Origin of the sequence: Pseudomonas paraversuta, assembly GCF_904067025.1 — a bacterium.
GTDB lineage: Bacteria > Pseudomonadota > Gammaproteobacteria > Pseudomonadales > Pseudomonadaceae > Aquipseudomonas > Aquipseudomonas paraversuta.
On sequence record NZ_CAJFDA010000001.1, the window covers coordinates 4,764,762 to 4,786,497 of the forward strand.

Genomic DNA, 21,736 nt, shown 5'->3' on the forward strand with positions numbered 1-21,736 from the left:
TCCAACCCGTATTTTTCAGCCTTATTGTTTAAAGGGACCACGTCATGATTTTGGGAAAAACCCTTGAAAGCTGGTGTGCCAGCTACCCTCTGATTCGCGATCTGGTCGCGCTGCAAGAAACCACCTGGTTCAATCCCGGCGTGGCCCCGGTCGCCCAGGCCATTGGCGATGTGGGACTGACCGAAGCCGATGTCGCCGATGCCAGCGCCCGGCTCACGCGATTTGCTTCTTACCTGCGCCAGGCGTTCCCGGAAACGGCCAGCAGTGGCGGGATTATCGAGTCGGACATTGTGCCGGTGAGCCATCTGCAGCAACTGCTCGGCGAGCGCTACAACCAGGTATTGACGGGCTCGCTGTGGCTCAAGCGCGACAGCCATCTGCCCATCTCGGGTTCGATCAAGGCGCGCGGCGGGATCTATGAAGTGCTCAAGCATGCCGAAGATCTGGCACTGGCCGAGAATTTCCTGACCCTCGAAGACGACTACGCGGTGCTGCACAGCGACAAGGCCCGGGCGTTTTTCGGGCAGTACAAAATAGCCGTCGGCTCCACCGGAAACCTCGGCATGTCGATCGGGATCATGGGCGCAGCCCTGGGCTTCCAGGTCACCGTGCACATGTCGGCCGATGCCCGCCAATGGAAGAAAGACAAATTGCGCGCTCACGGCGTAACCGTCATCGAATACGCCAGCGATTACAGCGTGGCCGTGGCCCAGGGCCGTGAACAGGCAGAGGCCGACCCGGCCTGCCATTTCGTCGACGATGAAAACTCGGTCAATCTGTTTCTGGGTTACGCCGTCGCCGCCGAGCGTCTGAAGCAACAATTGGCAGCAGCGCAAATTACCGTAGATGCGCAACATCCGCTGTTTGTGTATTTGCCCTGTGGCGTGGGCGGCGCACCGGGTGGTGTGGCGTTCGGCCTGAAGCTGGCGTTCGGTGATGCCGTGCACTGCATCTTCGCCGAACCCACCCATTCACCCTGCATGATGCTGGGCGTCTATACCGGCCTGCACGATGAAGTCAGCGTGCAAGACTTCGGCATTGATAACGTAACCGCTGCAGACGGCCTGGCGGTTGGCCGCGCTTCCGGTTTTGTGGGCAAGGCCATGCAGCGCCTGCTTGATGGCTTTTACACCGTCAGCGATGAAGAAATGTACAGCCTGCTGGCACTGATGGAGCGCAGCGAAGGTCTGCGCCTTGAGCCCTCCGCGCTCGCCGGCGTACCCGGGATTGCCAGGGTGCAGGCCGATCAGCAGGGCTACCTGGCCCGCGCAGGCCTGGACGCCCATGCCATGGCCAATGCCACTCACCTGATCTGGGCTACGGGCGGCAACATGGTGCCTGGCGACGAGATGGACGCTTATCTGGGCAAGGGCCGTGAATTGCTCGCCAGGGGCTGATCCTGCCCGCTGACTCAAAGGCTGGACCGGATGTGGCAAAATGCACCCATTGCCACATCCGGCAAGCCTTACCGGTCTTTTGGCTTGAGGGGAAACAGCCGTGCTCAACCTTCCGCCCCGCATCAGTTCCAGACTCAACAGCAGCCAGTTCGCCAATTTGCATACGTTTCTGGTTGCCGCACGCCATCTGAGCTTCGCCCGCGCCGCAGAGGAACTGTGCCTGACCGCCAGCGCCGTCAGCCACCGTATCAGCCGGCTGGAAACAGCCCTGAACATGAAGCTGTTCCAGCGCCTGACCCGCCAGGTCAGTCTGACCGACGAAGGCGAACGCATCTTCGAAATACTGCAGAACGCGATGGGCGAACTGTCCGAGGCCCTTGAACAATCGTCACAGGCAGAAATTGCCGGCTCCATTGCGCTTTATGTCCGGCCTTCGGTCGCCCAATGCTGGCTGGTGCCCAGACTGGCGGATTTCGTCGAGCGTTACCCGCTGGTCTCACTGGATCTGCGGGTGGGCAATGACAATGTCGACTTCCGCACCCGCAAAATTGATCTGGCCCTGTATTACGCCAACGGTGAATTTCCCGGCCTGACCAGTCACCGCCTGATGCAGGAACGTCTGGCCCCGGTATGCAGCCCGCAATACGCGCAACGCCACGGCCTGCTGCAAAGCCCGGAGAACTTGAGACACTGCACGACCCTGCACGACTCCCTGGCCTGGGATCATGCCGCCTTCGATGCCGAGTGGACGTTGTGGGCCGAACAACACAACATGCTTGCAGCCCTGCCCAAGCGAACCCTGACCTTCGATCGCTCCGACCTGAGCGTGACCGCAGCCATGAACCACGCCGGCATCGCCATCGGCCGCCAGCAACTGGTCCAAAAACGCGTTGATCGTGGCGAACTGGTGCTGCCCTTCGCCGACTTCAGCGTGTGCGGCCACTACGATTATTATCTGGTTCACCCTCCCCTCAGCACCCTCCCCAAGCGCTTGCTGGTGTTTATGAACTGGCTCAAAGAATGTGCGCGGCAGTCATCGCCACCACTCTGACCCGCGCGCCGGGCTCGCGCATCATGGCGCCCGGCCTGAATCGAAGGACGCCGGGCCGCTGTCTGCAAGCGCCGCCACGCAGCGACCCGATCCATCCCGTCAAAAACGCCCTTGCATAAACAGCGTGCCATCACGACAATGCGATCGATTACCATTTACTCACTGGTGGCATTCTCATGTCGGCGCTCGATCGCTCAGCTCTTCATCAGTTGTACAACGACCACAACAGTTGGTTGAAGGGCTGGTTGCGCGTGCGCCTGGGCAATGCTGCCGACGCCTCTGATCTGGCTCAGGATACGTTCCTGCGGGTCATGACCGCTCGTAACGCGGCCCCGATTCGCGAACCACGAGGCTACCTGTGTGCCATCGCACGTTCACTTTTGATTGATAAATCTCGCCGGCGCACCATTGAGCAGGCTTACCTTCACGCGCTGTCGCAAAGGCCGGAGCCCATGGATGTTTCACCAGAGATCCGTTTGTCGATCATCGAAATGCTGGTCTCCATCGATCGCCTGCTCGATGAACTGGGTGCCCGTACCCGGGAGATTTTCCTCGCGGTCCAGCTTGAGGGATTGACCTATGTAGCCGCGGCCGAACGGTTCGGTGTGTCGGTCACGACGGTGAAAAATCATTTGATTCGCGCCATGACCCGGTGCCTGTTGCTGGTTGATAACTGATGAGCGTTAGCCTGGACCTGAAAACACTTGAGGCTGCCGCCACGTGGTACGTGCAGCTCAATGACGGTGAACTCAGCGAAGCCAGGATCCGTGCCTGGCAAGTGTGGATGCAATCCGGTCCACAGAACGCTGCAGCCTGGGCCCGGATCGAGAAGCTCCAGCAGCAATGGGCCCTGATACCCCGCCGGGCAGCCTTGTCCAGCCTCGGTGCAGCCAGTACGCAACGCCGCGATGTATTGAAAATACTTGGCCTGCTGCTGGCCACCGGCGCCTGTTCATGGCTGGCCGTTGAGCAATTGCCCTACCGCCCGATGCTGGCTCAGCAACGCACGGGCTTGGGCGAATGTCGCTCGCTGCAACTGGAAGATGGCTCGCAACTGCAGCTGAACGCGGACACGGCGCTGGATATCCGCTTCGACGCAGAGCAACGGCTTATCCAGCTGTGGCGTGGCGAAATTCTGATCGAGACCGCCAGGGACCCCGCACGGCGTCCATTCATCGTGGATACCGGCGAAGGGCGCGTGCGGGCACTTGGCACCCGGTTCAGCGTCCGCCAATTGGCCGGGCGCACGCGAGTCGGGGTGCTGCAAGCCGCGGTACAGGTCTGTGCAAACCGGCATCCCGATCGGGTCGTGCGGCTGGAGGCAGGCCAGCAAGTCTCGTTTGACCGCGATGCGGTGCATGACATTCACCTTTTACCCGCCGGCTCGACCGCGTGGGTACAAGGCATGCTGAGTGTCGACAACTGGCGCCTGGGCGACTTTATCGAGGAGCTGGACCGCTATCGGCCGGGTGTTGTGCGTTGTGCGCCAGGGGTGCAGAACTTGAACATATCAGGCGCTTTTCGTCTCGATGACACGCAAACAGTGCTGGATAACCTGAGCAAAACCCTGCCGGTGAAGGTCCGCTACCTGACCCGCTACTGGGCAAGTATCGAACCGGCGTAAGCCCGGCGACAAATGACTGGACGGTTAACCTTGCTGATTTAGATTCTCATCCGTCAATGACATAAGCCGCGATCGCAGCGAGTTTCTGACATGACAACGCAAGGATCCCCGAATGCCCCTGCTCGCCCCCAGCCCCACAACTAAAATAACCCGCGCTGTTCGCCTGGCGGTGTTTGGCGTAACCCTTGCCAGCCTGTCCGGCCTGGCGCTGGTGCCCACCCGGGTTTGTGCCCAGAGCCAGGCGACGTACCAGATCAGCGCCGGCCCGCTGGGTAGCGCCCTTACCCAATTTGGCATACAGGCGGGGGTCACGATTTCGTTCGATCCCAAACAGACCGGCCACCTCAATAGCGCCGGCCTGCAGGGCCAATACAGCGTCGATGAAGGCCTGCAACGGTTGCTCGCCAACAGCGGGTTGCAAGCAGAGCGCCAGAGTAACGGAGGCTATGTACTGGTCGCCGGCAGCCCTGAAACGGCACTGGAACTGGGGGCGACTCAAGTTTCCACCAACCAGCTGGGCACTGTTACCGAAGGCACCGGTTCTTACACGCCGGGCTACATCGCCACCGCCACCCGCATGGTGCTCAAGCCCCGGGAGACGCCGCAATCGATCAGCGTGATCACCCGTCAGCACATGGATGACTTCGCGCTCGACAATGTCGACGACGTGATGCGCCACACACCGGGCATTACCGTATCGGCCTACGACACTGACCGCACCAACTACTACTCCCGCGGTTTTTCGATCAACAACTTCCAGTACGACGGCATTCCCTCTGCCGTGCGCAACGTCGCCTATTCAGCGGGCAACACCCTGAGCGACATGGCGATCTATGACCGTATCGAGGTGCTCAAGGGCGCTTCAGGCCTGCTCAGCGGAGCAGGTTCGCTGGGTGGCACCATCAACCTGGTACGCAAGAAACCGACCAGCGATTTTCACGGCCATATCACCACGGGAGCAGGCTCCTGGAACAATTACCGCACTGAAGCGGACGTCAGTGGTCCCTTGACTGAATCCGGTAATGTGCGCGGGCGCGCAGTGGCGGCCTATCAGGACCGACAGTCGTATATCGACCGCTACTCGAATCAGAGCTCGGTGTTCTACGGCATCCTCGAAGTCGACCTGTCGCCCGACACATTGCTGACCGTGGGCGCCGACTATCAAGACAATAAACCCCAGGGTTCGACCTGGTCAGGCAGCTTTCCGCTCTACAACTATGCGGGTGAGATCAACAGTGCCAAGCGTTCCTTCAGCAACGCCACCGACTGGAGCAGCTGGCAGCAATACACCCGCACCGTCTTCGCCACCCTGGAACAGGATCTGGGCAGTGGCTGGGTAGGCAAGTTGCAGCTGGACCACAAGCTCAATGGCTACGATGCGCAGTTGGGAGCCATCCAGTTCGACCAGCCCGCGGCTGACGGCACCGCCAAAATCAACGCCCAACGTTACAAGGGCGAAACCACCAGCGACGCAGCCGATCTGTATGTCAGCGGCCCCTACGAATTTCTGGGCCGTGAGCACGAACTGGTGCTGGGCGGCTCGATCAGTACCGCGAACTGGAAAGGCAAAGGTTACTGGGACGTGACATTCGGCACGCCGAACATTGTCGATTACTTCAACTGGAACGGGCACCTGGCCAAACCTGACTGGGGCAATGCGTCGCAAATCAGCGATGACACCGTGCGCCAGACGGGCATATACGCGACCACGCGCCTTAACCTTACCGATGAGCTGAAACTCTTTGTGGGCGGGCGGGTAGTCGACTACACACTGACGGGCACCACCAACACTTACCGCGAGTCGGGGCGCCTGATTCCCTACGCCGGCCTCACCTACGACCTCACCGACTTCCTGACCGCGTATGCCAGCTACACCGATGTGTTCATGCCCCAGGAGTTCTACAACCTGGACCGCCACAGCAAGATGCTTGACCCGGACCAGGGCGAGAACTATGAAGTCGGGCTCAAGAGCGAGTTTTTCGATGGCCGCCTGAATGCCAGCCTGGCGTATTTCGAGGTCAAGGAAAGCAATCGCCCCATCCCCGACGATGCCTGGAACAACCTGTCACCCACCCCGCCCAACTACGCCTTCAAGGGCACTGCCGCGAGAACCAAGGGCTACGAGCTGGAAATATCCGGAGAGCTGAGCCCTGGCTGGAGCCTGCAGGCCGGGTACACCCACAAGGTGGTGCGCGATGACAGCGGTAAAAAGATTTCGACCTTTGAACCCGAGGATCAACTGAGCTTCTACACCATCTACAAACTCAAGGGCGACCTGAACAAAGTCTCGGTGGGCGGTGGCGCACGCTGGCAGAGCACTGCCTGGCAAGAGATGTACAACAGCCCCAAGGACAGATACGAAGATTTTTCGCAGAAACCCTACTGGGTGGTGGATCTGATGACCCGTTATCAATTCACTGAAAACCTGTCGACCACCCTCAACGTCAACAACGTTTTCGACAAGTATTACTACACCAACATCGGGTTCTATAACTCTGCGATTTATGGTGAACCGCGCAACTTCATGCTGACCACGCGCTGGGACTTCTGACCCCAATGCGTCTGCAGGAGCGAGCTTGCCTTGCGACAGGTGCCAACGACAATCTGTGTGTCGTTGAGAACACCGCGAGGCACGCTCGCTCCTGCAATTTGTGGGTTGAGGAAGAAAACACGACCCATCGTTTCAAATTACACAACTATCGTATCGAATCCGGCCTCATGAACAAATCCCATATCAATATTGCCGAGTCTGATCTACCACGTACTGTTTTGCTGATAAACAATGGCACTGTAATTCTTCGGCAAAGCATTGCCCCCGCCAAGCGCGACCTTACTTATACAATCAATGGCGAACAGGTTTTTTACAACATCTGTACACGGCCCCCCAAAAAAGCAGGATACCTTTCCTCTCGTTGTGAGGGGCTCAAGACTCGACACGCACAATAACTCACGCTGAAACTAAAACGCCCCGAACATCAGGACCTGATGTTCGGGGCGTTTCTTGTTCAGATGTCCGGCCTGTTCAGCAGACCGGTGGCATCAGAAAATGCTGATCGGGTAATCAACAAATACCCGTACTTCGTTACCGCCGACGTTGTAGTCGCTGGCGTTGTTCGACACACGCAACCACGAACCGCGCAGACGCACGCTCAGATCCTTGACCGGGCCGCTTTGTACGACGTACTTGGCCTGGTTGAAGATTTCACGCTCGGTACCACGGCCACGGTCGGAACCGTCGTCGATGTTGGTGCCGCGCACGTAGGCGATGTTGTAGGTCAGGCCTGGAATGCCAACGGCACCGAAGTCGAAACCATAACCCAGCTGCCACGAACGTTCGTCCTTGGCGTTGAAGTCGGACCAGTAGGAGTTGGCCAGCAGGATGGTGTTGCCGCCATCGCCCACGCCGCCTGCATTGCGGTAGCCGCCATACGGGTAGCCGATTTCGCCGGTGCTGCTCTGGTAAGCCAGGGTCAGGGTGTGTGCGCCAAACGCGTAGGTGGTCGCCAGGCTCCAGATCTTGTTGTCCTGACCGTCTACTTTCAGCACGTCGCGAGCGTAGTCCTCTTTGACGTGGGTACGGTAGCCGTTGAAGTCAAACGTCAGGGACTGTTTGTCTTGCAGCGGCATGACGTAGTTAACACCCACGTACTGCTTGTTCAGCTCGTCTTCCATCTGCGAGCCGTACAGCGAAGCCGACAGATTGTCGGTGAACTTGTAGCTACCGCCGAACACATTGATGCTTTTCAGGTCGCCGCTGTCACGTGCGTCAGCGCTTTTACGCGATTCGGCGGTGAAACGGCCGACGTTGAGCTCAAGGCCGTTGATTTCCTTGGAGGTCAACAGTGTACCGGTGAAGCTTTCTGGCATCAGACGCGAGTTGTCGTACATCAGTACCGGCAGAGCAGGCATCTGGTCGCCGTACTTGAGTACAGTGTTGGATACCCGGAACTTCACTGCAGCGCCAGCCTTGGAGATATCGTCAGCGGCTTTGCCGTCGGCACCCTGCTTGAAGAAGTCGATGCCGCCCGCGCCGCTTTTGCCACGGCCGCCATCCAGACGCAGTGCGTAAATGCCGAAGGCATCCACACCCACACCCACTGTGCCCTGGGTGAAGCCCGAGCTGAACGTGCCGAGGAAGCCCTGGCCCCATTCAGCCTTGTCCTGTTTATGGTTTTTGTAGTCACGGCTGATGTAGGCGTTGCGCGCCAGTACATTCAGGTGGCTGTCTTCTACAAAACCTTTTGCATCAGCTTGATCGTTAGCCATGGCCTGGGTAGCACTAAGTACGCCCAACGCGAGCAGGCCTATCCGTTTGTTCAACATATTATTTTCCTTATTTCTGAATACGAAGCGCGCTGTGGGTATCAAGCTGAAACATTGAGTGGTGGTTGCTTCACATAAACAAAAAAGACCCGCGCGAAGACTCGTGCGGGTCTTTCGAAAAGTTGGTGTATGGCTAGTCGCCACAGGCGTTGGCGGGAATCCTATCCGGCGTGAAGGCAAAGTGTCAATTTCGTGAAAAATTTGTTAATTGCCAAAGTTTTCCTGAAGTTTGTCCAAGACGTCAGCAATTACTCATCACAGCCATTCAGGCCGCAGGCGGGAGCTGAAACGTTTGAGTCGCACACAGCTACACCATCCAGCTGGCGCAACCAGTCGGCAAAGGCCCGGGGCTGGCCCAGATACTTCCCTGAATCGATCACCTGATACTGACCGGACTGCTCCAGTACGAGCGTCGGGAACCCCTGAGCACCGACCCGCGCCAGCAGCGCCCGACTGTCTTTGAAGTGCGCTTGTGTCATGTCACCCCTGGCCGCAATAAAAGCCGCCTTGAATGCCTCGGCATCCAGTCCGATTTCAGCCGCCAGCTCCAGCAACAGATTTTCATCGGCAATACGCCGGCCTTCCACGTAGTGAGCCGTTTGCAGACGCCCCAACAGCTCAAGTCCGCGCCCTGCCACTTGCTGCGCTGCCAATATGGCGGTGGTCGGCGGCTCTGAATCAAAAACCGCCGTGGTATCACGCAGGAGACCGTCAAAGTACGCCTCGCCAAAGGGCTGGCCAGTCAGTTCGGCAATCCGCCGATCGTGGGGCATCACGTAGTCCCGCAACTGGGCCGTCACCGGGCGGCGATGGGCACCGGTCATCATGCCGCCGCCATGGGCCACAACCGGCAAGATGCCGCGTGCAGCTTCAATCAAGGGTTTGGCGCCATAGCACCAGCCGCACAAAGGGTCGTAGATGTAATGCAAGACAGGGGTGGTGCTCACGGGTCGCTCCAAATGTTCAACAAGACAGGGCGCCAGCTTAGCTTTGGCTCACAAGGGGAAAAACGCCGGTATGGCTTTTAGTGTGTTTCGCGAATCGGGCGAATCAGATACAGCAAGGGCCTGGCGCCGGTGAAACAAATTGATACATATCTGCCGGACGGGCTAATGGCAATAATTAACATTAAGCAACAAGAACCATTACCATTCGCACCCTAAAAAATATAACCCCCGATCCCACCCGCCCGGACACTTCTCAACCATGCTCTCCCCTTGCCGCTTCACGCCTCTGAATCTGGGGCTGTGTGCCTTGCTGTACGCCGGATTTGGCACGGCTGCCACCACCCTCCCCGAGCTGTCGATTAACGCCAGCGAAGCCGAGGCCGATGACCCCCGGGTCAGAGATGTCACCACTGCCACCCGTACCTCGACCCCTGCGCGTTATGTGCCGCAAGCCATCGATTCGGTGAAAACCAGCAATGTGCTGGATTACGGAATCAATACTCTGGGCGAAGCCCTGAGCGGTATTCCCAACGTCAGCAGTACGGCTGATACCCGTTTCGACAGCCTGCGCATTCGCGGATTCGACGCCAGCAACGACTTCTATCTGGATGGTATTCGCGACGACAGCCAGTACGTTCGCGACTTGCATAACATCGAGCGCATTGAAGTGCTCAAAGGCCCGGCAGCGGTACTGTACGGGCGTGGCAGCCAGGGCGGGATCATCAACCGCGTGAGCAAGATGCCGCAATTCGGGCGTCAATCAAGCATTCAGGCCCAAGGTGGCAGCGAAGACTTGCGCAGCCTCTATGCCGACCTCAGCGCGGACCCGAGTGACACCGTCAGCCTGCGTTTGAACATGGGCAACGAAGACAAAAACAGCTTCCGTGATCACGTCAGCGGCAATCGCCAATTGTTCGCGCCATCGATGAACTGGCAGATCACCCCGGACCTGAACTGGCTGGTGCAATACGAATACAGCCGTTACAACCGCACCCCGGATCGCGGCATCCCAAGCATCAACGGCCGGCCGGCAGATGTCAGTCGCGGCACATCCTATGGCGGGCAGAATGATTTTATCGATGACAAAACCCAGAATCTGCGCTCACGCCTGAGCTATGAATTGAGCGACAACTGGCAACTGCGCCACACCTTGGGCGTGTTCAAGCTCGACAGCCAGTTCGAGAACACTTACCTGGTGGGCTACGACCCGAAAACGGACAAGGTCAATCGTCAGAGCTGGCAGCAGGACATGACCACCCGCAACCTTTTCAACAACCTTGAAATCGAAGGCGGTTTTGACACCTTTGGCCTTGAGCACCGCCTGTTGACCGGCCTGGAAATCGGCAGCCAGCGCCGTGACCCGAAGCTCTACAGTGCCAAGGACGTACCCGCAGTCGACGTCTACAACCCGGATCGAAACCTGCGCCCGAGCGGACCGATGCTGATTTCCAGCGACAACCACACCGAAGTCGAAAGCCAGGGCCTCTATGTTCAGGACCAGATTCGTCTCAACGATCAATGGCAAGTGCTGGCAGGCTTGCGCTATGACCGCTTTGAAGTCGAGTCCACCAGCAATCTCAAGGACATCACCGAAGAACGCAAAAGCCACAGCACCAGCCCGCGGCTTGGCGTGGTCTGGACACCGCTGCAAAACCATTCGTTTTACGCCTCCTGGACCAAGACCTTTTCGCCAGTGGGTGGTGGCCTGATCGGCATCACGCCGGGCGCAGCAGGGAACGCCAACGATCTGAGCCCGGAGCTGACCAAGCAGAAGGAAATCGGGGTCAAAAGCGACTGGCTGGATGATCGTTTGAGCACCACGCTGGCCGTCTACGAACTGGAACTCTACAACCGTCGGACCAAGGATCCGGATGACCCGACCATCACCCTGCTCTCGGGCCTGCAACGTTCACGGGGCATTGAGCTGACCGCCAGCGGCAAACTGGGGGGCAACTGGTACATGCGCGGTGGCATTGGCCTGCAGGATGCAACGGTGGTCAAGGACAACAACGGCTTTGAAGGCAAGCGCATCAACGGCGTAGCCAAGCACAATGGCAGCGTGTTTTTGACCTGGAAACCGGAAATGGGCTGGTACGCAGAAACAGGCCTGACCCTGGTGGGCCAGCGCTATGCGGACAACCAGAATACCGTGGTATTGCCGGGGTACGGCCGCTGGGATGCACTGGCGGGCTATCGCGAAAAGGACTGGGATGTAACCGGTGCGCTGACCAACCTCACCGACCGTTACTACTACGCCTCAGCCACCAGCGGCTCCCAGATCATGCCGGGCGAGCCCCGCAGTCTGGTGATGACCGGGACCTATAAGTTTTAAACCCTGTAGTCGCTGACGAGGCTGCGATCGGGCCTCATCCGCGGCTACAGGAGTCGTGCATCAGGCCTTGCGCGGCGCCGGTTGTTGCTGGGTCAGGCAATGGATATTGCCACCGCCCAGCAGCAATTCGCGGCCCGGCACCATCACTACTTCGTGTTGCGGGAAGAGGTTTTGCAGGATGACTTTGGCCGGCGCGTCCATCGGGTCGTCAAAGCTGGGGGCGATAATGCCGCCGTTGACGATCAGGAAGTTCACGTAAGACCCGGCCAGACGTTCTGACGGGTTGCGGTCCTGACTGCCTGCCACTTTATCCACGCCGTCGCATTCTTCCTGGGTCGCATACATCGGGCCCGGGATCGGCATTTTGTGCACGACAAAAGGGCGACCCTTGGCATCGGTACTGCTTGCCAGTACGTCCATTGCGGCGTGGCAGCGCGCATAGTTGGGGTTCTGTTCATCGTCAGTCCAGGCCAGCAACACTTCGCCCGGAGCAACGTAGCAGCAGAAGTTATCCACATGGCCGTCGGTTTCGTCGTTGAACAGACCGTCCGGCAGCCAGATGATCTTGTCCACCGCCAGATGCGAGCGCAGCACGTCTTCGATCTCTTCACGGGACAGGTGCGGGTTGCGGTTACGGTTCATCAGGCACTCGGTCGTGGTGATCAGCGTGCCTTCACCATCCACGTGGATCGAGCCGCCCTCAAGCACGAAACCTTCGGTGTGATAACGCGCACTGCGTTCGATTTCGAGGATCTTGCTACCCACCTGGCGGTCGCGGTTCCACGGGGAGTACAAACCGCCATCAAACCCGCCCCAGGCATTGAAGTCCCAGTTAACGCCGCGCACTTCACCGCTGTCATTGATGACAAAGGTTGGCCCGCTGTCACGCACCCAGGCGTCGTCGCTGGACATCTCCACCACTCGAATATTCGGCACATCGAGGTGCGCGCAAGCATTTTCGTACTGGCCGGCCGACACGCCGACGGTCACCGGCTCGAAACGCGCAATGGCCTTGGCCACAGCGACGTGTGCCGCCTGTGCCGGTTTGCCTCCCAACCGCCAGTTGTCCGGACGCTCGGGCCAGATCATCCAGGTCTGGGTTTGCGGAGCCCATTCGGCCGGCATGTGAAAACCGTCAGCGCGGGGCGAACTGTGCAAAGTGGTCATCGGGATCAGGACTCCAGGGAGGCGGTATAGGGGAAATCGAACACGACTAATTCTGAAACAGTGGACACAGGGCAACCATGCGTCAACCACAGGTGCTTTTATAATCGATAAATATCGGCAATAAAACGTTTATTTAATTATTTTCAAAAACCTCGACAGGCGGTTCATCCGGGGCTTTGGCCCTCCCCTTGTCGCGCCCTGCAGGCCACTGCCACCAAGCACGTAGCCATTGCCACCCAGTTTGTGGGCGGCGCTCAGCCCCATGCCCCGTGAATGTTGCTGGCCAGAGAACAGGATCAGACATAAATACCGATATAAATCGATATTCATAAATACCTCCCTTTCAGGCGCGGCCCTGCCCGCAATGACGGCTGTCAACTTGTACTTGCACCACCTCGCACCTGCCCACAAGCTACGCGCCATACGTTTGAAGTCCATCTGGGAATAAGGGATATCCACATGCGCATTTTAGTCACCGGCGGCGCCGGATTTATTGGTTCGGCACTGATCCGTCATCTGATCCGGAACACTGCGCACGAAGTGCTCAACCTCGATAAGTTGACCTACGCCGGTAACCTTGAATCGCTGCAAAGCATTGCCACCGACAGCCGCTACGAATTCGTCCAGGCCGACATCGTCGACCAGGCCGCGGTCAGTGCAATCATCGAACGTTTCCAGCCCCAGGCCATCATGCACCTGGCTGCGGAGTCCCACGTTGACCGTTCCATCGACGGCCCGTCGGATTTCATCCAGACCAACATTGTCGGTACTTACAGCCTGCTGGAAGCCACCCGCGCCTACTGGCTGACCCTCCCGGAGCCGGCCAAGAGCGAATTTCGTTTCCACCATATTTCGACTGACGAAGTGTATGGCGACCTGCATGGCGTCGACGATCTGTTCACCGAAACCACGCCTTATGCGCCAAGCTCGCCGTACTCGGCCAGCAAAGCGGCCTCCGACCACCTGGTCCGCGCCTGGAACCGCACTTACGGCTTGCCGGTGTTGCTGACCAACTGTTCGAACAACTACGGTCCTTTCCATTTCCCGGAAAAACTGATTCCGCTGGTCATTCTCAATGCGCTGGCCGGTAAACCGCTGCCGGTGTATGGCAACGGCCTGCAAGTGCGTGACTGGCTGTTCGTTGAAGACCACGCCCGCGCCCTGCTTAAAGTGGTGACCGAAGGTGTGGTCGGCGAGACTTACAACATCGGCGGCCACAACGAGCAAAAGAACATCGACGTGGTGCGCAGTATTTGTGCCCTGCTCGAGGAACTGGCGCCAGAGCATCCGCCAGGGGTTGCACAGTTTGCCGACCTGATTACCTTCGTGACTGACCGCCCTGGCCACGATCAGCGCTACGCCATCGATGCCAGCAAAATCGAACGTGAACTGGGCTGGGTTCCTGAAGAAACGTTCGAAACCGGCCTGCGCAAAACCGTGCAGTGGTACCTGGATAACCTGGAGTGGTGCCAGCGCGTTCAGGATGGCAGCTACCAGGGCCAGCGCCTGGGGTTCACCGAGGCCAAGGATCTGCTGGCATGAGTAACGGCGCAGCGCCCTTGAAAATCCTGATCAGCGGCAAAACCGGTCAGGTCGCCATCGAACTGCAAAAGCACCTTGCCGGCCTGGGCCAGCTGATAGTGCTGGGTCGTGACGAGCTTGATCTGAGCAAGCCCGAGCAAATCCGCGCGCAGGTTCGGGCCCACCAGCCTGACCTGATCATCAATGCGGCCGCGCACACCGCGGTGGATCTGGCCGAAAGCGAGCCTGAGCTGGCATTTGCCATCAATGGCATCGCGCCCGGAGTGTTTGCTGAAGAAGCGGCGGCCCTGGGCATTCCGCTGATTCACTATTCCACTGATTATGTGTTCGACGGCAACAAGCCTGCGCCCTACACCGAAGACGATGTTCCCAACCCGTTGGGTGTCTACGGCAAGAGCAAGCTGGCGGGCGAGCAGGCAATTGCAGCGACCGGTGCTGACTGTCTGATTTTGCGCACCAGCTGGGTGTACTCCACCCACGGCAAGAACTTCCTGCTGACCATGCAGCGCCTGCTGCAAGAAAGGCCGGAGCTGCGGGTGGTGGCGGATCAGGTCGGCGCGCCTACCTGGGCGGGCACCATTGCCCGCAGCACGCGCCTGTTGATCGAGCGCTGGCAAGCCGCAGAAGCCGGAGCATGGGGGATTTACCACCTCACGGCCCAGGGCGAAACCTCGTGGTTTGGTTTTACCCAGGCCATTGCCGAACACCTGTCAGCCCAGGGCAAGCCTTGCGCAACCCTGGAGCCGATCCCGGCCAGCGCCTATCCGACACCGGCTGCCCGGCCACAAAACTCGCGTCTTGATTGCAGCCGCCTTGAGCGCGAGTGGCACGTCGCTCAGCCCGCCTGGCAAAACGCATTACGTGAGTGCCTGGCCGCGCAGCACTGACCTGCGCAGAAACTGCTGCCAGCATCGCTGGCAAGCCAGCTCCTACAACAAAGGCCGGGTATAACTGCCCTGCGCAAACCCTGTGGGAGCTGGCGCTACAACAAAGGCTGGGTTTACTGTGGGAGCTGGCTTGCCAGCGATAGCCGCAACGCGGTCCGCCAGTGCACCCTCGCCGTCTGCATCGCTACAACAAAGACCGGATATAACTGCCCTGCGCAAACCCTGTGGGAGCTGGCGCTACAACAAAGGCTGGATTTACTGTGGGAGCTGGCTTGCCAGCGATAGCCGCAACACGGTCCGCCAGTGCACCCTCGCCGTCTGCATCGCTACAACAAAGACCGGATATAACTGCCCTGCGCAAACCTGTGGGAGCTGGCGCTACAACAAAGGCTGGGTTTACTGTGGGAGCTGGCTTGCCAGCGATAGCCGCAACGCGGTCCGCCAGTGCACCCTCGCCGTCTGCATCGCTACAACAAAGGCTGGGTATACTGCGCCGTACTCTCGCGGCGCATTATTCGATGATCACGACCCCTTCAGTTCCTCGCAGACCCCGCTGGCGCAGCCTGGCCTTGCTGGCATTGTGTCTGGCGCCTTTGCTGTGGCCGCTGCAACACCTGGCCGAGCGCTATTACCGCAGTGAACTGGCCGGGCAAAATCGCCAGACCCTCGATCTCTATGTCGCCAACCTGCTGGGCACCCTGCATCGTTATGAAGTGCTGCCGCAGATCCTCGGCGAGCTGCCTGCGCTACGTGCCGTGCTGGCAAATCCGGAGGACCCGCGGGCCCAGGCCAGGGCCAATGAGTTGCTCAATGACATCAGCACCCAGACCGGCGCGGTGGTGATGTACCTGCTGGACACCCATGGCGACACCCTGGCCACATCGAACTGGGATAAAAACGACAGTTTTATCGGCCGCAATTTCGCCTTCCGCCCCTATTTCAGCGAAGCGATGGAAGGCAAGCTGGGGCGTTTCTTCGGGCTGGGTACCACCTCCGGCAAACGCGGCTATTACTTTGCCGCACCGGTCCTGGAAGGCGATAAAAAAATCGGTGTACTGGTGGTCAAGGTCGACCTCGATCACACCGAACAGCTGTGGGGCACGACCCCCGAACAACTGCTGATGACCGACCACAACGGTGTGGTCATTCTTACTTCCCGTCCGGAATGGCGTTTCCGCGCCACCCGCGATTTGTCACCAGAAGAGCGCGAGGCCATTTTCGCCATCCTGCCCTACCCGACCCGCGACCCGCAGCCGCTCAAACTCGACTTGAGTGCCTGGCTGGTACAGACCCAGAAAATCGACGAAACCGGCTGGAGCGTCAACATTCTTGCCCCACGCACCCTGATCGACCGGCCGGTACGCACGGCACTGGCCATCGGCGGCGCAACCTTGCTGGTGGTGATGCTGTTGATCAGTTTGATGATGCAGCGCCGGCGCCATTACCTTGAACGCATCGCCTTCGAGGGCAAGGCGCGCCGCGAACTGGAAATGCGTGTGGCAGAACGTACCAGTGATCTCGAAGGCCTCAACCAGCGGCTGCGCAAGGAAGTGCTGGAGCGCGAACAGGCGCAACAGGAGCTGGTGCGCGCTCAGGACGATCTGGTGCAGGCGGGCAAACTGTCAGCGCTGGGTACCATGTCCGCCAGCATCAGCCACGAACTCAATCAACCGCTGGCGGCCATTCGCAGCTATGCCGAAAACGCTGAAGTGCTGCTCGATCACCAGCGCATCGAAGACGCGCGCGGCAATCTCAAACTGATCAACGAACTGACTGGCCGCATGGCGTCGATTATCGCGCACCTGCGCGCCTTCGCCCGCCGTGATCGGCATGCGCCGGAAAGCGTCGCCCTGCAACCGGCGCTGGACGATGCCCTGGCGTTACTGGCCAAGCGCCGGCGCAGCATGGAGGTGGAGCTGATTCGCGACTTGCCTGCCGCCACGCTGTGGGTCGAGGCCGGTGAAACACGTTTGCGCCAGGTGCTGGGCAACTTGCTGGCCAACGCGCTCGATGCCCTGACCGAGAAAGGTCCGCCCCGACGCTTGTGGCTAAGTGCCCAATCCACCCCGGAAGGCGTCACCCTGTACATTCGCGACAATGGCCCGGGGTTTTGCATGGAAGCTCTGGGCCGCGCCGGTGAGCCTTTCTACACCACCAAAACCCGTACTCAGGGGCTGGGGCTGGGACTGGCCATCTGCGACACGCTGATCCGCGCGTTTGGCGGCGAGTTGTTGTTCGCCAACCACAAGGAAGGCGGTGCCTTAATTACCCTACGTCTGCGCGCAGGTGCGCCGGGCGTCAGCTTGCAAGCTTCCGAGGACTCCAGATCATGAGCCAGCCCATCGATCCCCACGTACAGATCATCCTGATCGATGATGACCCGCATCTGCGTCAGGCCCTGTATCAAACCCTGGACCTGGCGGGCCTCAAGGTCTTGCCACTGGCACAGGCCAGCGGCCTGGGTGAGCGTATCGGCCGGGACTGGCCCGGAGTGGTGGTCAGCGATATTCGCATGCCGGGCATGGACGGGCTTGAGTTGCTGGCCCAACTCCACGCCCAGGACCCGGAACTTCCAGTGCTGCTGATTACCGGCCACGGCGATGTGCCGCTGGCAGTGCAGGCGATGCGTTCAGGGGCCTATGACTTCCTGGAAAAACCCTTTGCCAGCGATGCACTGCTCGACAGCGTGCGCCGGGCACTGGCCCTGCGCGCCCTGGTGCTGGACAACCGCAGCCTGCGCCTGGCCCTGAGCGATCGCCAGCAACTGAGTACCCGACTGGTGGGCCATTCACCGGCCATGTTGCGCCTGCGCGAGCAAATCGGCGCACTGGCCGCGACCAAAGCCGATGTACTGATTCTGGGCGAAACCGGTTCTGGCAAAGAAGTGGTCGCACGGGCACTGCATGATCTGTCGAGCCGGCGCAATGGACCTTTTGTGGCAATCAACGCCGGTGCACTGGCGGAGTCGGTGGTTGAAAGCGAGCTGTTCGGCCATGAACCCGGGGCGTTTACCGGTGCGCAAAAGCGTCGTATCGGCAAGTTTGAGTTTGCCAATGGCGGCACATTGTTCCTCGATGAAATCGAAAGCATGAGCCTGGACGTGCAAGTCAAACTGCTACGCATGTTGCAGGAGCGGGTGGTTGAGCGCGTGGGGGGCAATCAGTTGATCCCGCTGGATATCCGGGTGATCGCCGCCACCAAGGAAGACCTGCGCCAGGCCGCTGACCAGGGACGGTTCCGCGCCGACCTGTATTACCGGCTCAATGTCGCCCCCTTGCGCATAGCCCCCTTGCGCGAGCGCGGTGAGGACGCCTTGATGCTGTTCCAGCATTTCGCCGACGAATCCAGCAGTCGCCACGGCCTCACACCCAATGTGCTGCAGCCGGCGCAACGCGCACTGTTATTGCGTCACAACTGGCCGGGCAACGTGCGCGAACTGCAAAACGTGGCCGAACGCTTTGCCCTGGGTCTTGAGCTGGCGCTGGACGATGACTCTGCCGATGGCTCGCCCTCGTCCGCCGGTGAAGTTTCGGGAGGCTTGAGCGAGCAGGTCGAACACTTTGAAAGAAGCCTGATCGCCGCCGAACTCGAGCGCTCCCACAGTTCCATGCGCAGCCTGGCTGAAGCGCTGGGTGTACCGCGTAAAACCTTGCACGACAAACTGCGCAAACACGGGCTGAACTTCGAGAGTGGCAGTCACCCGCACACCGATGAACTTGATTGAAGAGGCCATGGCATGAATCGCGACAGTCGTTATCTGGAATCCGTCCTCCATCACGACATTCCGCTTACCCGTGAAATGGGCCTGAAGGTCATAGGCTGGCACCAGCACCAACTGCGCCTGCAGATGCCGCTGGCGGCCAACATTAACCACAAAAGCACCATGTTCGGCGGCAGCCTGTACTGCGGCGCGGTGCTTGCAGGCTGGGGCTGGCTGCACTTGAGCCTGCGCGAGGCGGGGATTGAAGACGGGCATATCGTGATTCAGGAAGGTCACATCAGCTACCCGCTGCCCGTGACCCGGGACGCTATCGTGCTATGCGATGCACCTGCCGATGCGGCCTGGAACAAGTTTCTGGCCATGTACCAACGCCATGGCCGCGCACGCCTGACCCTCGAGACCCGGGTCATCAATGCCGAGGGTGCAGAGGATGCGGTGAGGTTCAGCGGGCAGTATGTGTTGCACCGCTAAATCACTGATCCTGTAGGAGCGGGCTTGCTCGCAAGCTGGCAGAAGATCGCCGGCAAGCTCGCTCCTACAGCTTGTTTTGCGCCAGGGCCAGCAGCTGTTGGCGCCACGGCGCCCTGGCCGGCAATGCCAGAAAATGGTCATTGAGCAGCGACTCACGCGGCGGATAGCAGAACGGTTCGCCATCCAGTTGCAGCACCACCCCTCCTGCACCTTCGAGCACGCCTTGAGCCGCCGCCGTGTCCCACTGTGAAGTCGGCGCCAGACGCGGATAACAATCGGCGGCTCCCTCGGCCAGCAAGCAAAACTTCAACGAACTGCCTACGCTGGTCAGCTGCAACTCGCCCAGCTGCTCGCTTAAACCCGCCAACAAGCGCTCTTGCTGAGGGCTGGAATGCCGGCGACTGGCGACCACCGTTAACGGCTGGCCTGCAGGCGGGGTGTTGCGCACGCTGATGGGCGAGCTCACGCCGCCATCCTCACGCCATGCACCCAGCCCTGCACCACCGTAGTAACAACGACCGCTGGTGGGCATTGAGACCACGCCGAAGACCACACGACCGTGTTCGATCAGCGCAATATTGACGGTGAATTCTTCACTGCCTGAAATAAATTCCTTGGTGCCATCCAGCGGATCAACCAGCCACCAGCGGGTCCAGCCGGCGCGCACGCTCTGTGCAATATTGGCGTCTTCTTCAGACAGTACCGGGATCTGCGGGGCCAGCGCCGTCAAGCCATCGAGCAGCACATGGTGGGCTGCCAGATCGGCAGCGGTAACCGGCGAATCATCCGCCTTGGCGGTCACGGCAACGTCGGCACGCCAGAACGGCAAGATCGCGTCCCCTGCGGCATGGGCCAGGGCGATGACGCCTGCAAGCAACGGGTGGGGAAAATCGCTCACGGCACGAATACTCCGCGCTGGGTCAACAAATCCCGCGCCAGATACAGTGCAGCCAGAGCACGGCCTTCGCTGAATTGCGGGTTTTGCACCAGACTCGACAGCTCACGCAGATTGACCCGCTCAACCCGCATCGGCTCGGGTTCATCACCTTCCAGACGCTCTTCATAGAGGTCGGTGGCCAGCACCACCTGGATCTTCTGACTCATGTAACCCGGCGACAGCGACAGCTCGGTGAGGTGTTCCAGCTGGCGGGCGCCATAACCGGCCTCCTCCTTCAGTTCACGCTCGGCGGCGGCCAGTACATCTTCGCCCGGCTCAATCAGGCCTTTGGGTAAAGACACTTCGTACTCATCGGTACCGCCGCAGTACTCTTCAACCAGAATCGCGTGTTCGGAATCGATCATGGCCACAATCATGACCGCGCCATAGCCGTTGCCACGCCCCACCAGCCGCTCGTAAGTGCGCTCGACACCATTGGAAAAGCGCAACTGCACTTCTTCGACGCGAAACAATCGGCTACTGGCAACAATTTCACGGGCAAGTACGGTGGGTTTTTGGCGCATAGCGGCTCCTCAATATGAACGGGTTACTATACCCCGGCTTTTCCGATTGTCTGTGTCGGAAGTTTTTCAACTGCGGGAGAAGTTTTGCATGACAGCGTTACCTTGGGGCGACATTGATACCGTACTGCTCGACATGGACGGCACCCTGCTCGACTTGCATTACGACAATCACTTCTGGCTGGAACACCTGCCCCAGCGCTATGCCGAGTTGCATGGCATCAGCCGGGCAATGGCCGACCTGGAGCTGACGCCGCTGTTTGAGCGCAATGCTGGCCAGTTGCAGTGGTATTGCCTGGACTTCTGGAGCACCGAGCTGAAGATCCCGGTGCGCGAACTCAAGCTCGAAACCGCCAACCTGATTGCCTTGCGGCCCGATGCCGACACCTTTCTGGCAGCGACCAGACAGGCCGGCAAGCGGGTGATCATGATCACCAACGCGCACCGCGATTCGTTGTCGTTAAAAATGGAGCGGATCGAGCTGGCGCCGTACTTCGAGCGCCTGATCAGTTCCCACGATTATGGGTTCCCCAAGGAAAGCCCGGCTTTCTGGCATGCCCTGCAAGCCGATATCGGCTTTGACCCATCCCGCAGCCTGTTTATCGATGACACCTTGCCGATCCTGCGCAGTGCCCGTGATTTTGGCGTGGCCCACTTGCTGGCGGTGAAACAGCCGGACAGCAAAAAGGGCCCGAAAGATACCGAGGAGTTTGCTGCGCTGGGGGATTACCGGGATTTGCTGCAAGGGCTTTGAGAAATTACGCCCTGTCCATGCAGGAGCGAGCTGTTAAAAGCTCGCGAGCAAGCTCGCTCCTG

The 21,736-nt window shown here is 59.6% G+C and carries 19 protein-coding genes; 13 read left to right on the plus strand and 6 right to left on the minus strand.

What is annotated here, in order from left to right; genetic code table 11:
* Window positions 1-44: 44 nt before the first annotated feature.
* The 6 genes from dsdA to JQ848_RS22805 all read left to right on the plus strand — a co-directional run bounded on the left by dsdA (window position 45) and on the right by JQ848_RS22805 (window position 7,018).
* Window positions 45-1,397 carry a D-serine ammonia-lyase gene (gene dsdA / locus JQ848_RS21555; protein ID WP_003438432.1) on the plus strand — a complete coding sequence of 451 codons (1,353 nt, stop codon included), beginning with the start codon at window positions 45-47 and terminating at the stop codon, window positions 1,395-1,397.
* A 100-nt stretch (window positions 1,398-1,497) separates the two neighbouring features.
* Complete coding sequence (gene dsdC / locus JQ848_RS21560; RefSeq protein ID WP_003438430.1) at window positions 1,498-2,448, plus strand: DNA-binding transcriptional regulator DsdC; 951 nt, start codon at window positions 1,498-1,500, stop codon at window positions 2,446-2,448.
* Window positions 2,449-2,624: 176 nt separating this feature from the next.
* Window positions 2,625-3,125, plus strand: a complete 501-nt coding sequence (locus JQ848_RS21565) for a sigma-70 family RNA polymerase sigma factor (protein WP_003438428.1) — start codon at window positions 2,625-2,627, stop codon at window positions 3,123-3,125.
* Window positions 3,125-4,072: a FecR domain-containing protein gene (locus tag JQ848_RS21570; protein ID WP_202211146.1), complete on the plus strand. Its 948-nt coding sequence runs from the start codon at window positions 3,125-3,127 to the stop codon at window positions 4,070-4,072. Before JQ848_RS21565 ends, JQ848_RS21570 begins: the two co-directional genes overlap by 1 nt.
* 112 nt (window positions 4,073-4,184) lie before the next feature.
* Window positions 4,185-6,623 carry a TonB-dependent siderophore receptor gene (locus JQ848_RS21575; protein WP_202211148.1) on the plus strand — a complete coding sequence of 813 codons (2,439 nt, stop codon included), beginning with the start codon at window positions 4,185-4,187 and terminating at the stop codon, window positions 6,621-6,623.
* A gap of 5 nt (window positions 6,624-6,628) precedes the next feature.
* Window positions 6,629-7,018: a TagA domain-containing protein gene (locus JQ848_RS22805; protein WP_235972501.1), complete on the plus strand. Its 390-nt coding sequence runs from the start codon at window positions 6,629-6,631 to the stop codon at window positions 7,016-7,018.
* 93 nt (window positions 7,019-7,111) lie between these two features.
* Here JQ848_RS22805 and JQ848_RS21585 read toward each other — a convergent pair whose 3' ends face one another.
* Both JQ848_RS21585 and JQ848_RS21590 read right to left on the minus strand, forming a co-directional pair.
* A complete protein-coding gene (locus JQ848_RS21585; protein ID WP_010656855.1) occupies window positions 7,112-8,395 on the minus strand; it encodes an OprD family porin in 1,284 nt (427 codons plus the stop codon).
* A gap of 248 nt (window positions 8,396-8,643) precedes the next feature.
* The gene (locus JQ848_RS21590) at window positions 8,644-9,342 is read right to left on the minus strand and encodes a DsbA family protein (RefSeq protein ID WP_202211150.1); all 699 of its coding nucleotides are present in this window, start codon (window positions 9,340-9,342) and stop codon (window positions 8,644-8,646) included.
* A gap of 259 nt (window positions 9,343-9,601) precedes the next feature.
* On the opposite strand from JQ848_RS21590, the gene JQ848_RS21595 reads away from it, so the two are divergent.
* Window positions 9,602-11,674 (plus strand): TonB-dependent receptor, encoded by a 2,073-nt coding sequence (locus JQ848_RS21595; protein WP_003438412.1) that lies wholly within the window; start codon window positions 9,602-9,604, stop codon window positions 11,672-11,674.
* 60 nt (window positions 11,675-11,734) lie between these two features.
* Here JQ848_RS21595 and aguA read toward each other — a convergent pair whose 3' ends face one another.
* Window positions 11,735-12,841: an agmatine deiminase gene (aguA, locus tag JQ848_RS21600; RefSeq protein ID WP_010656857.1), complete on the minus strand. Its 1,107-nt coding sequence runs from the start codon at window positions 12,839-12,841 to the stop codon at window positions 11,735-11,737.
* 129 nt (window positions 12,842-12,970) lie between these two features.
* Entirely contained in the window at window positions 12,971-13,171 is a 201-nt protein-coding gene (locus JQ848_RS21605) for a hypothetical protein (protein WP_202211153.1), read from the minus strand.
* Window positions 13,172-13,300: 129 nt separating this feature from the next.
* On the opposite strand from JQ848_RS21605, the gene rfbB reads away from it, so the two are divergent.
* The 5 genes from rfbB (at window position 13,301) to JQ848_RS21630 (ending at window position 19,462) form a co-directional block, all read left to right on the plus strand.
* The gene (gene rfbB, locus JQ848_RS21610; RefSeq protein ID WP_202211155.1) at window positions 13,301-14,383 is read left to right on the plus strand and encodes a dTDP-glucose 4,6-dehydratase; all 1,083 of its coding nucleotides are present in this window, start codon (window positions 13,301-13,303) and stop codon (window positions 14,381-14,383) included.
* A 17-nt stretch (window positions 14,384-14,400) separates the two neighbouring features.
* Window positions 14,401-15,270 carry a dTDP-4-dehydrorhamnose reductase gene (rfbD, locus tag JQ848_RS21615; protein WP_003438405.1) on the plus strand — a complete coding sequence of 290 codons (870 nt, stop codon included), beginning with the start codon at window positions 14,401-14,403 and terminating at the stop codon, window positions 15,268-15,270.
* 518 nt (window positions 15,271-15,788) lie between these two features.
* On the plus strand, window positions 15,789-17,603 hold the full coding sequence (locus tag JQ848_RS21620) for a sensor histidine kinase (RefSeq protein WP_202211157.1): 1,815 nt from the start codon (window positions 15,789-15,791) through the stop codon (window positions 17,601-17,603).
* A complete protein-coding gene (locus JQ848_RS21625) occupies window positions 17,600-18,994 on the plus strand; it encodes a sigma-54-dependent transcriptional regulator (RefSeq protein ID WP_003438400.1) in 1,395 nt (464 codons plus the stop codon). The genes JQ848_RS21620 and JQ848_RS21625 overlap by 4 nt, the downstream gene beginning before the upstream one ends.
* 12 nt (window positions 18,995-19,006) lie before the next feature.
* The gene (locus JQ848_RS21630) at window positions 19,007-19,462 is read left to right on the plus strand and encodes a YiiD C-terminal domain-containing protein (RefSeq protein ID WP_010656861.1); all 456 of its coding nucleotides are present in this window, start codon (window positions 19,007-19,009) and stop codon (window positions 19,460-19,462) included.
* A 64-nt stretch (window positions 19,463-19,526) separates the two neighbouring features.
* Here JQ848_RS21630 and cysQ read toward each other — a convergent pair whose 3' ends face one another.
* Window positions 19,527-20,360 (minus strand): 3'(2'),5'-bisphosphate nucleotidase CysQ, encoded by an 834-nt coding sequence (gene cysQ / locus JQ848_RS21635; RefSeq protein ID WP_202211159.1) that lies wholly within the window; start codon window positions 20,358-20,360, stop codon window positions 19,527-19,529.
* Window positions 20,357-20,923 (minus strand): ADP compounds hydrolase NudE, encoded by a 567-nt coding sequence (gene nudE / locus JQ848_RS21640; RefSeq protein WP_003438392.1) that lies wholly within the window; start codon window positions 20,921-20,923, stop codon window positions 20,357-20,359. The genes cysQ and nudE overlap by 4 nt, the downstream gene beginning before the upstream one ends.
* Window positions 20,924-21,011: 88 nt before the next feature.
* Between nudE and yrfG the strand changes: the two genes are divergently transcribed.
* On the plus strand, window positions 21,012-21,674 hold the full coding sequence (gene yrfG / locus JQ848_RS21645; protein WP_003438390.1) for a GMP/IMP nucleotidase: 663 nt from the start codon (window positions 21,012-21,014) through the stop codon (window positions 21,672-21,674).
* Window positions 21,675-21,736: the final 62 nt, after the last annotated feature.

Excerpts from the sequence above, each read along its gene's own strand:
- JQ848_RS22805 (WP_235972501.1), top strand. The coding sequence starts at position 6,629 with ATGCGTCTGCAGGAGCGAGCTTGCCTTGCGACAGGTGCCAACGACAAT.
- JQ848_RS21605 (WP_202211153.1), bottom strand. The coding sequence starts at position 13,171 with ATGAATATCGATTTATATCGGTATTTATGTCTGATCCTGTTCTCTGGC.
- JQ848_RS21595 (WP_003438412.1), top strand. The coding sequence starts at position 9,602 with ATGCTCTCCCCTTGCCGCTTCACGCCTCTGAATCTGGGGCTGTGTGCC.
- dsdA (WP_003438432.1), top strand. The coding sequence starts at position 45 with ATGATTTTGGGAAAAACCCTTGAAAGCTGGTGTGCCAGCTACCCTCTG.
- yrfG (WP_003438390.1), top strand. The coding sequence starts at position 21,012 with ATGACAGCGTTACCTTGGGGCGACATTGATACCGTACTGCTCGACATG.
- JQ848_RS21625 (WP_003438400.1), top strand. The coding sequence starts at position 17,600 with ATGAGCCAGCCCATCGATCCCCACGTACAGATCATCCTGATCGATGAT.
- JQ848_RS21575 (WP_202211148.1), top strand. The coding sequence starts at position 4,185 with ATGCCCCTGCTCGCCCCCAGCCCCACAACTAAAATAACCCGCGCTGTT.
- JQ848_RS21620 (WP_202211157.1), top strand. The coding sequence starts at position 15,789 with ATGATCACGACCCCTTCAGTTCCTCGCAGACCCCGCTGGCGCAGCCTG.
- aguA (WP_010656857.1), bottom strand. The coding sequence starts at position 12,841 with ATGACCACTTTGCACAGTTCGCCCCGCGCTGACGGTTTTCACATGCCG.
- JQ848_RS21570 (WP_202211146.1), top strand. The coding sequence starts at position 3,125 with ATGAGCGTTAGCCTGGACCTGAAAACACTTGAGGCTGCCGCCACGTGG.
- nudE (WP_003438392.1), bottom strand. The coding sequence starts at position 20,923 with ATGCGCCAAAAACCCACCGTACTTGCCCGTGAAATTGTTGCCAGTAGC.
- rfbB (WP_202211155.1), top strand. The coding sequence starts at position 13,301 with ATGCGCATTTTAGTCACCGGCGGCGCCGGATTTATTGGTTCGGCACTG.
- JQ848_RS21630 (WP_010656861.1), top strand. The coding sequence starts at position 19,007 with ATGAATCGCGACAGTCGTTATCTGGAATCCGTCCTCCATCACGACATT.
- JQ848_RS21565 (WP_003438428.1), top strand. The coding sequence starts at position 2,625 with ATGTCGGCGCTCGATCGCTCAGCTCTTCATCAGTTGTACAACGACCAC.
- JQ848_RS21585 (WP_010656855.1), bottom strand. The coding sequence starts at position 8,395 with ATGTTGAACAAACGGATAGGCCTGCTCGCGTTGGGCGTACTTAGTGCT.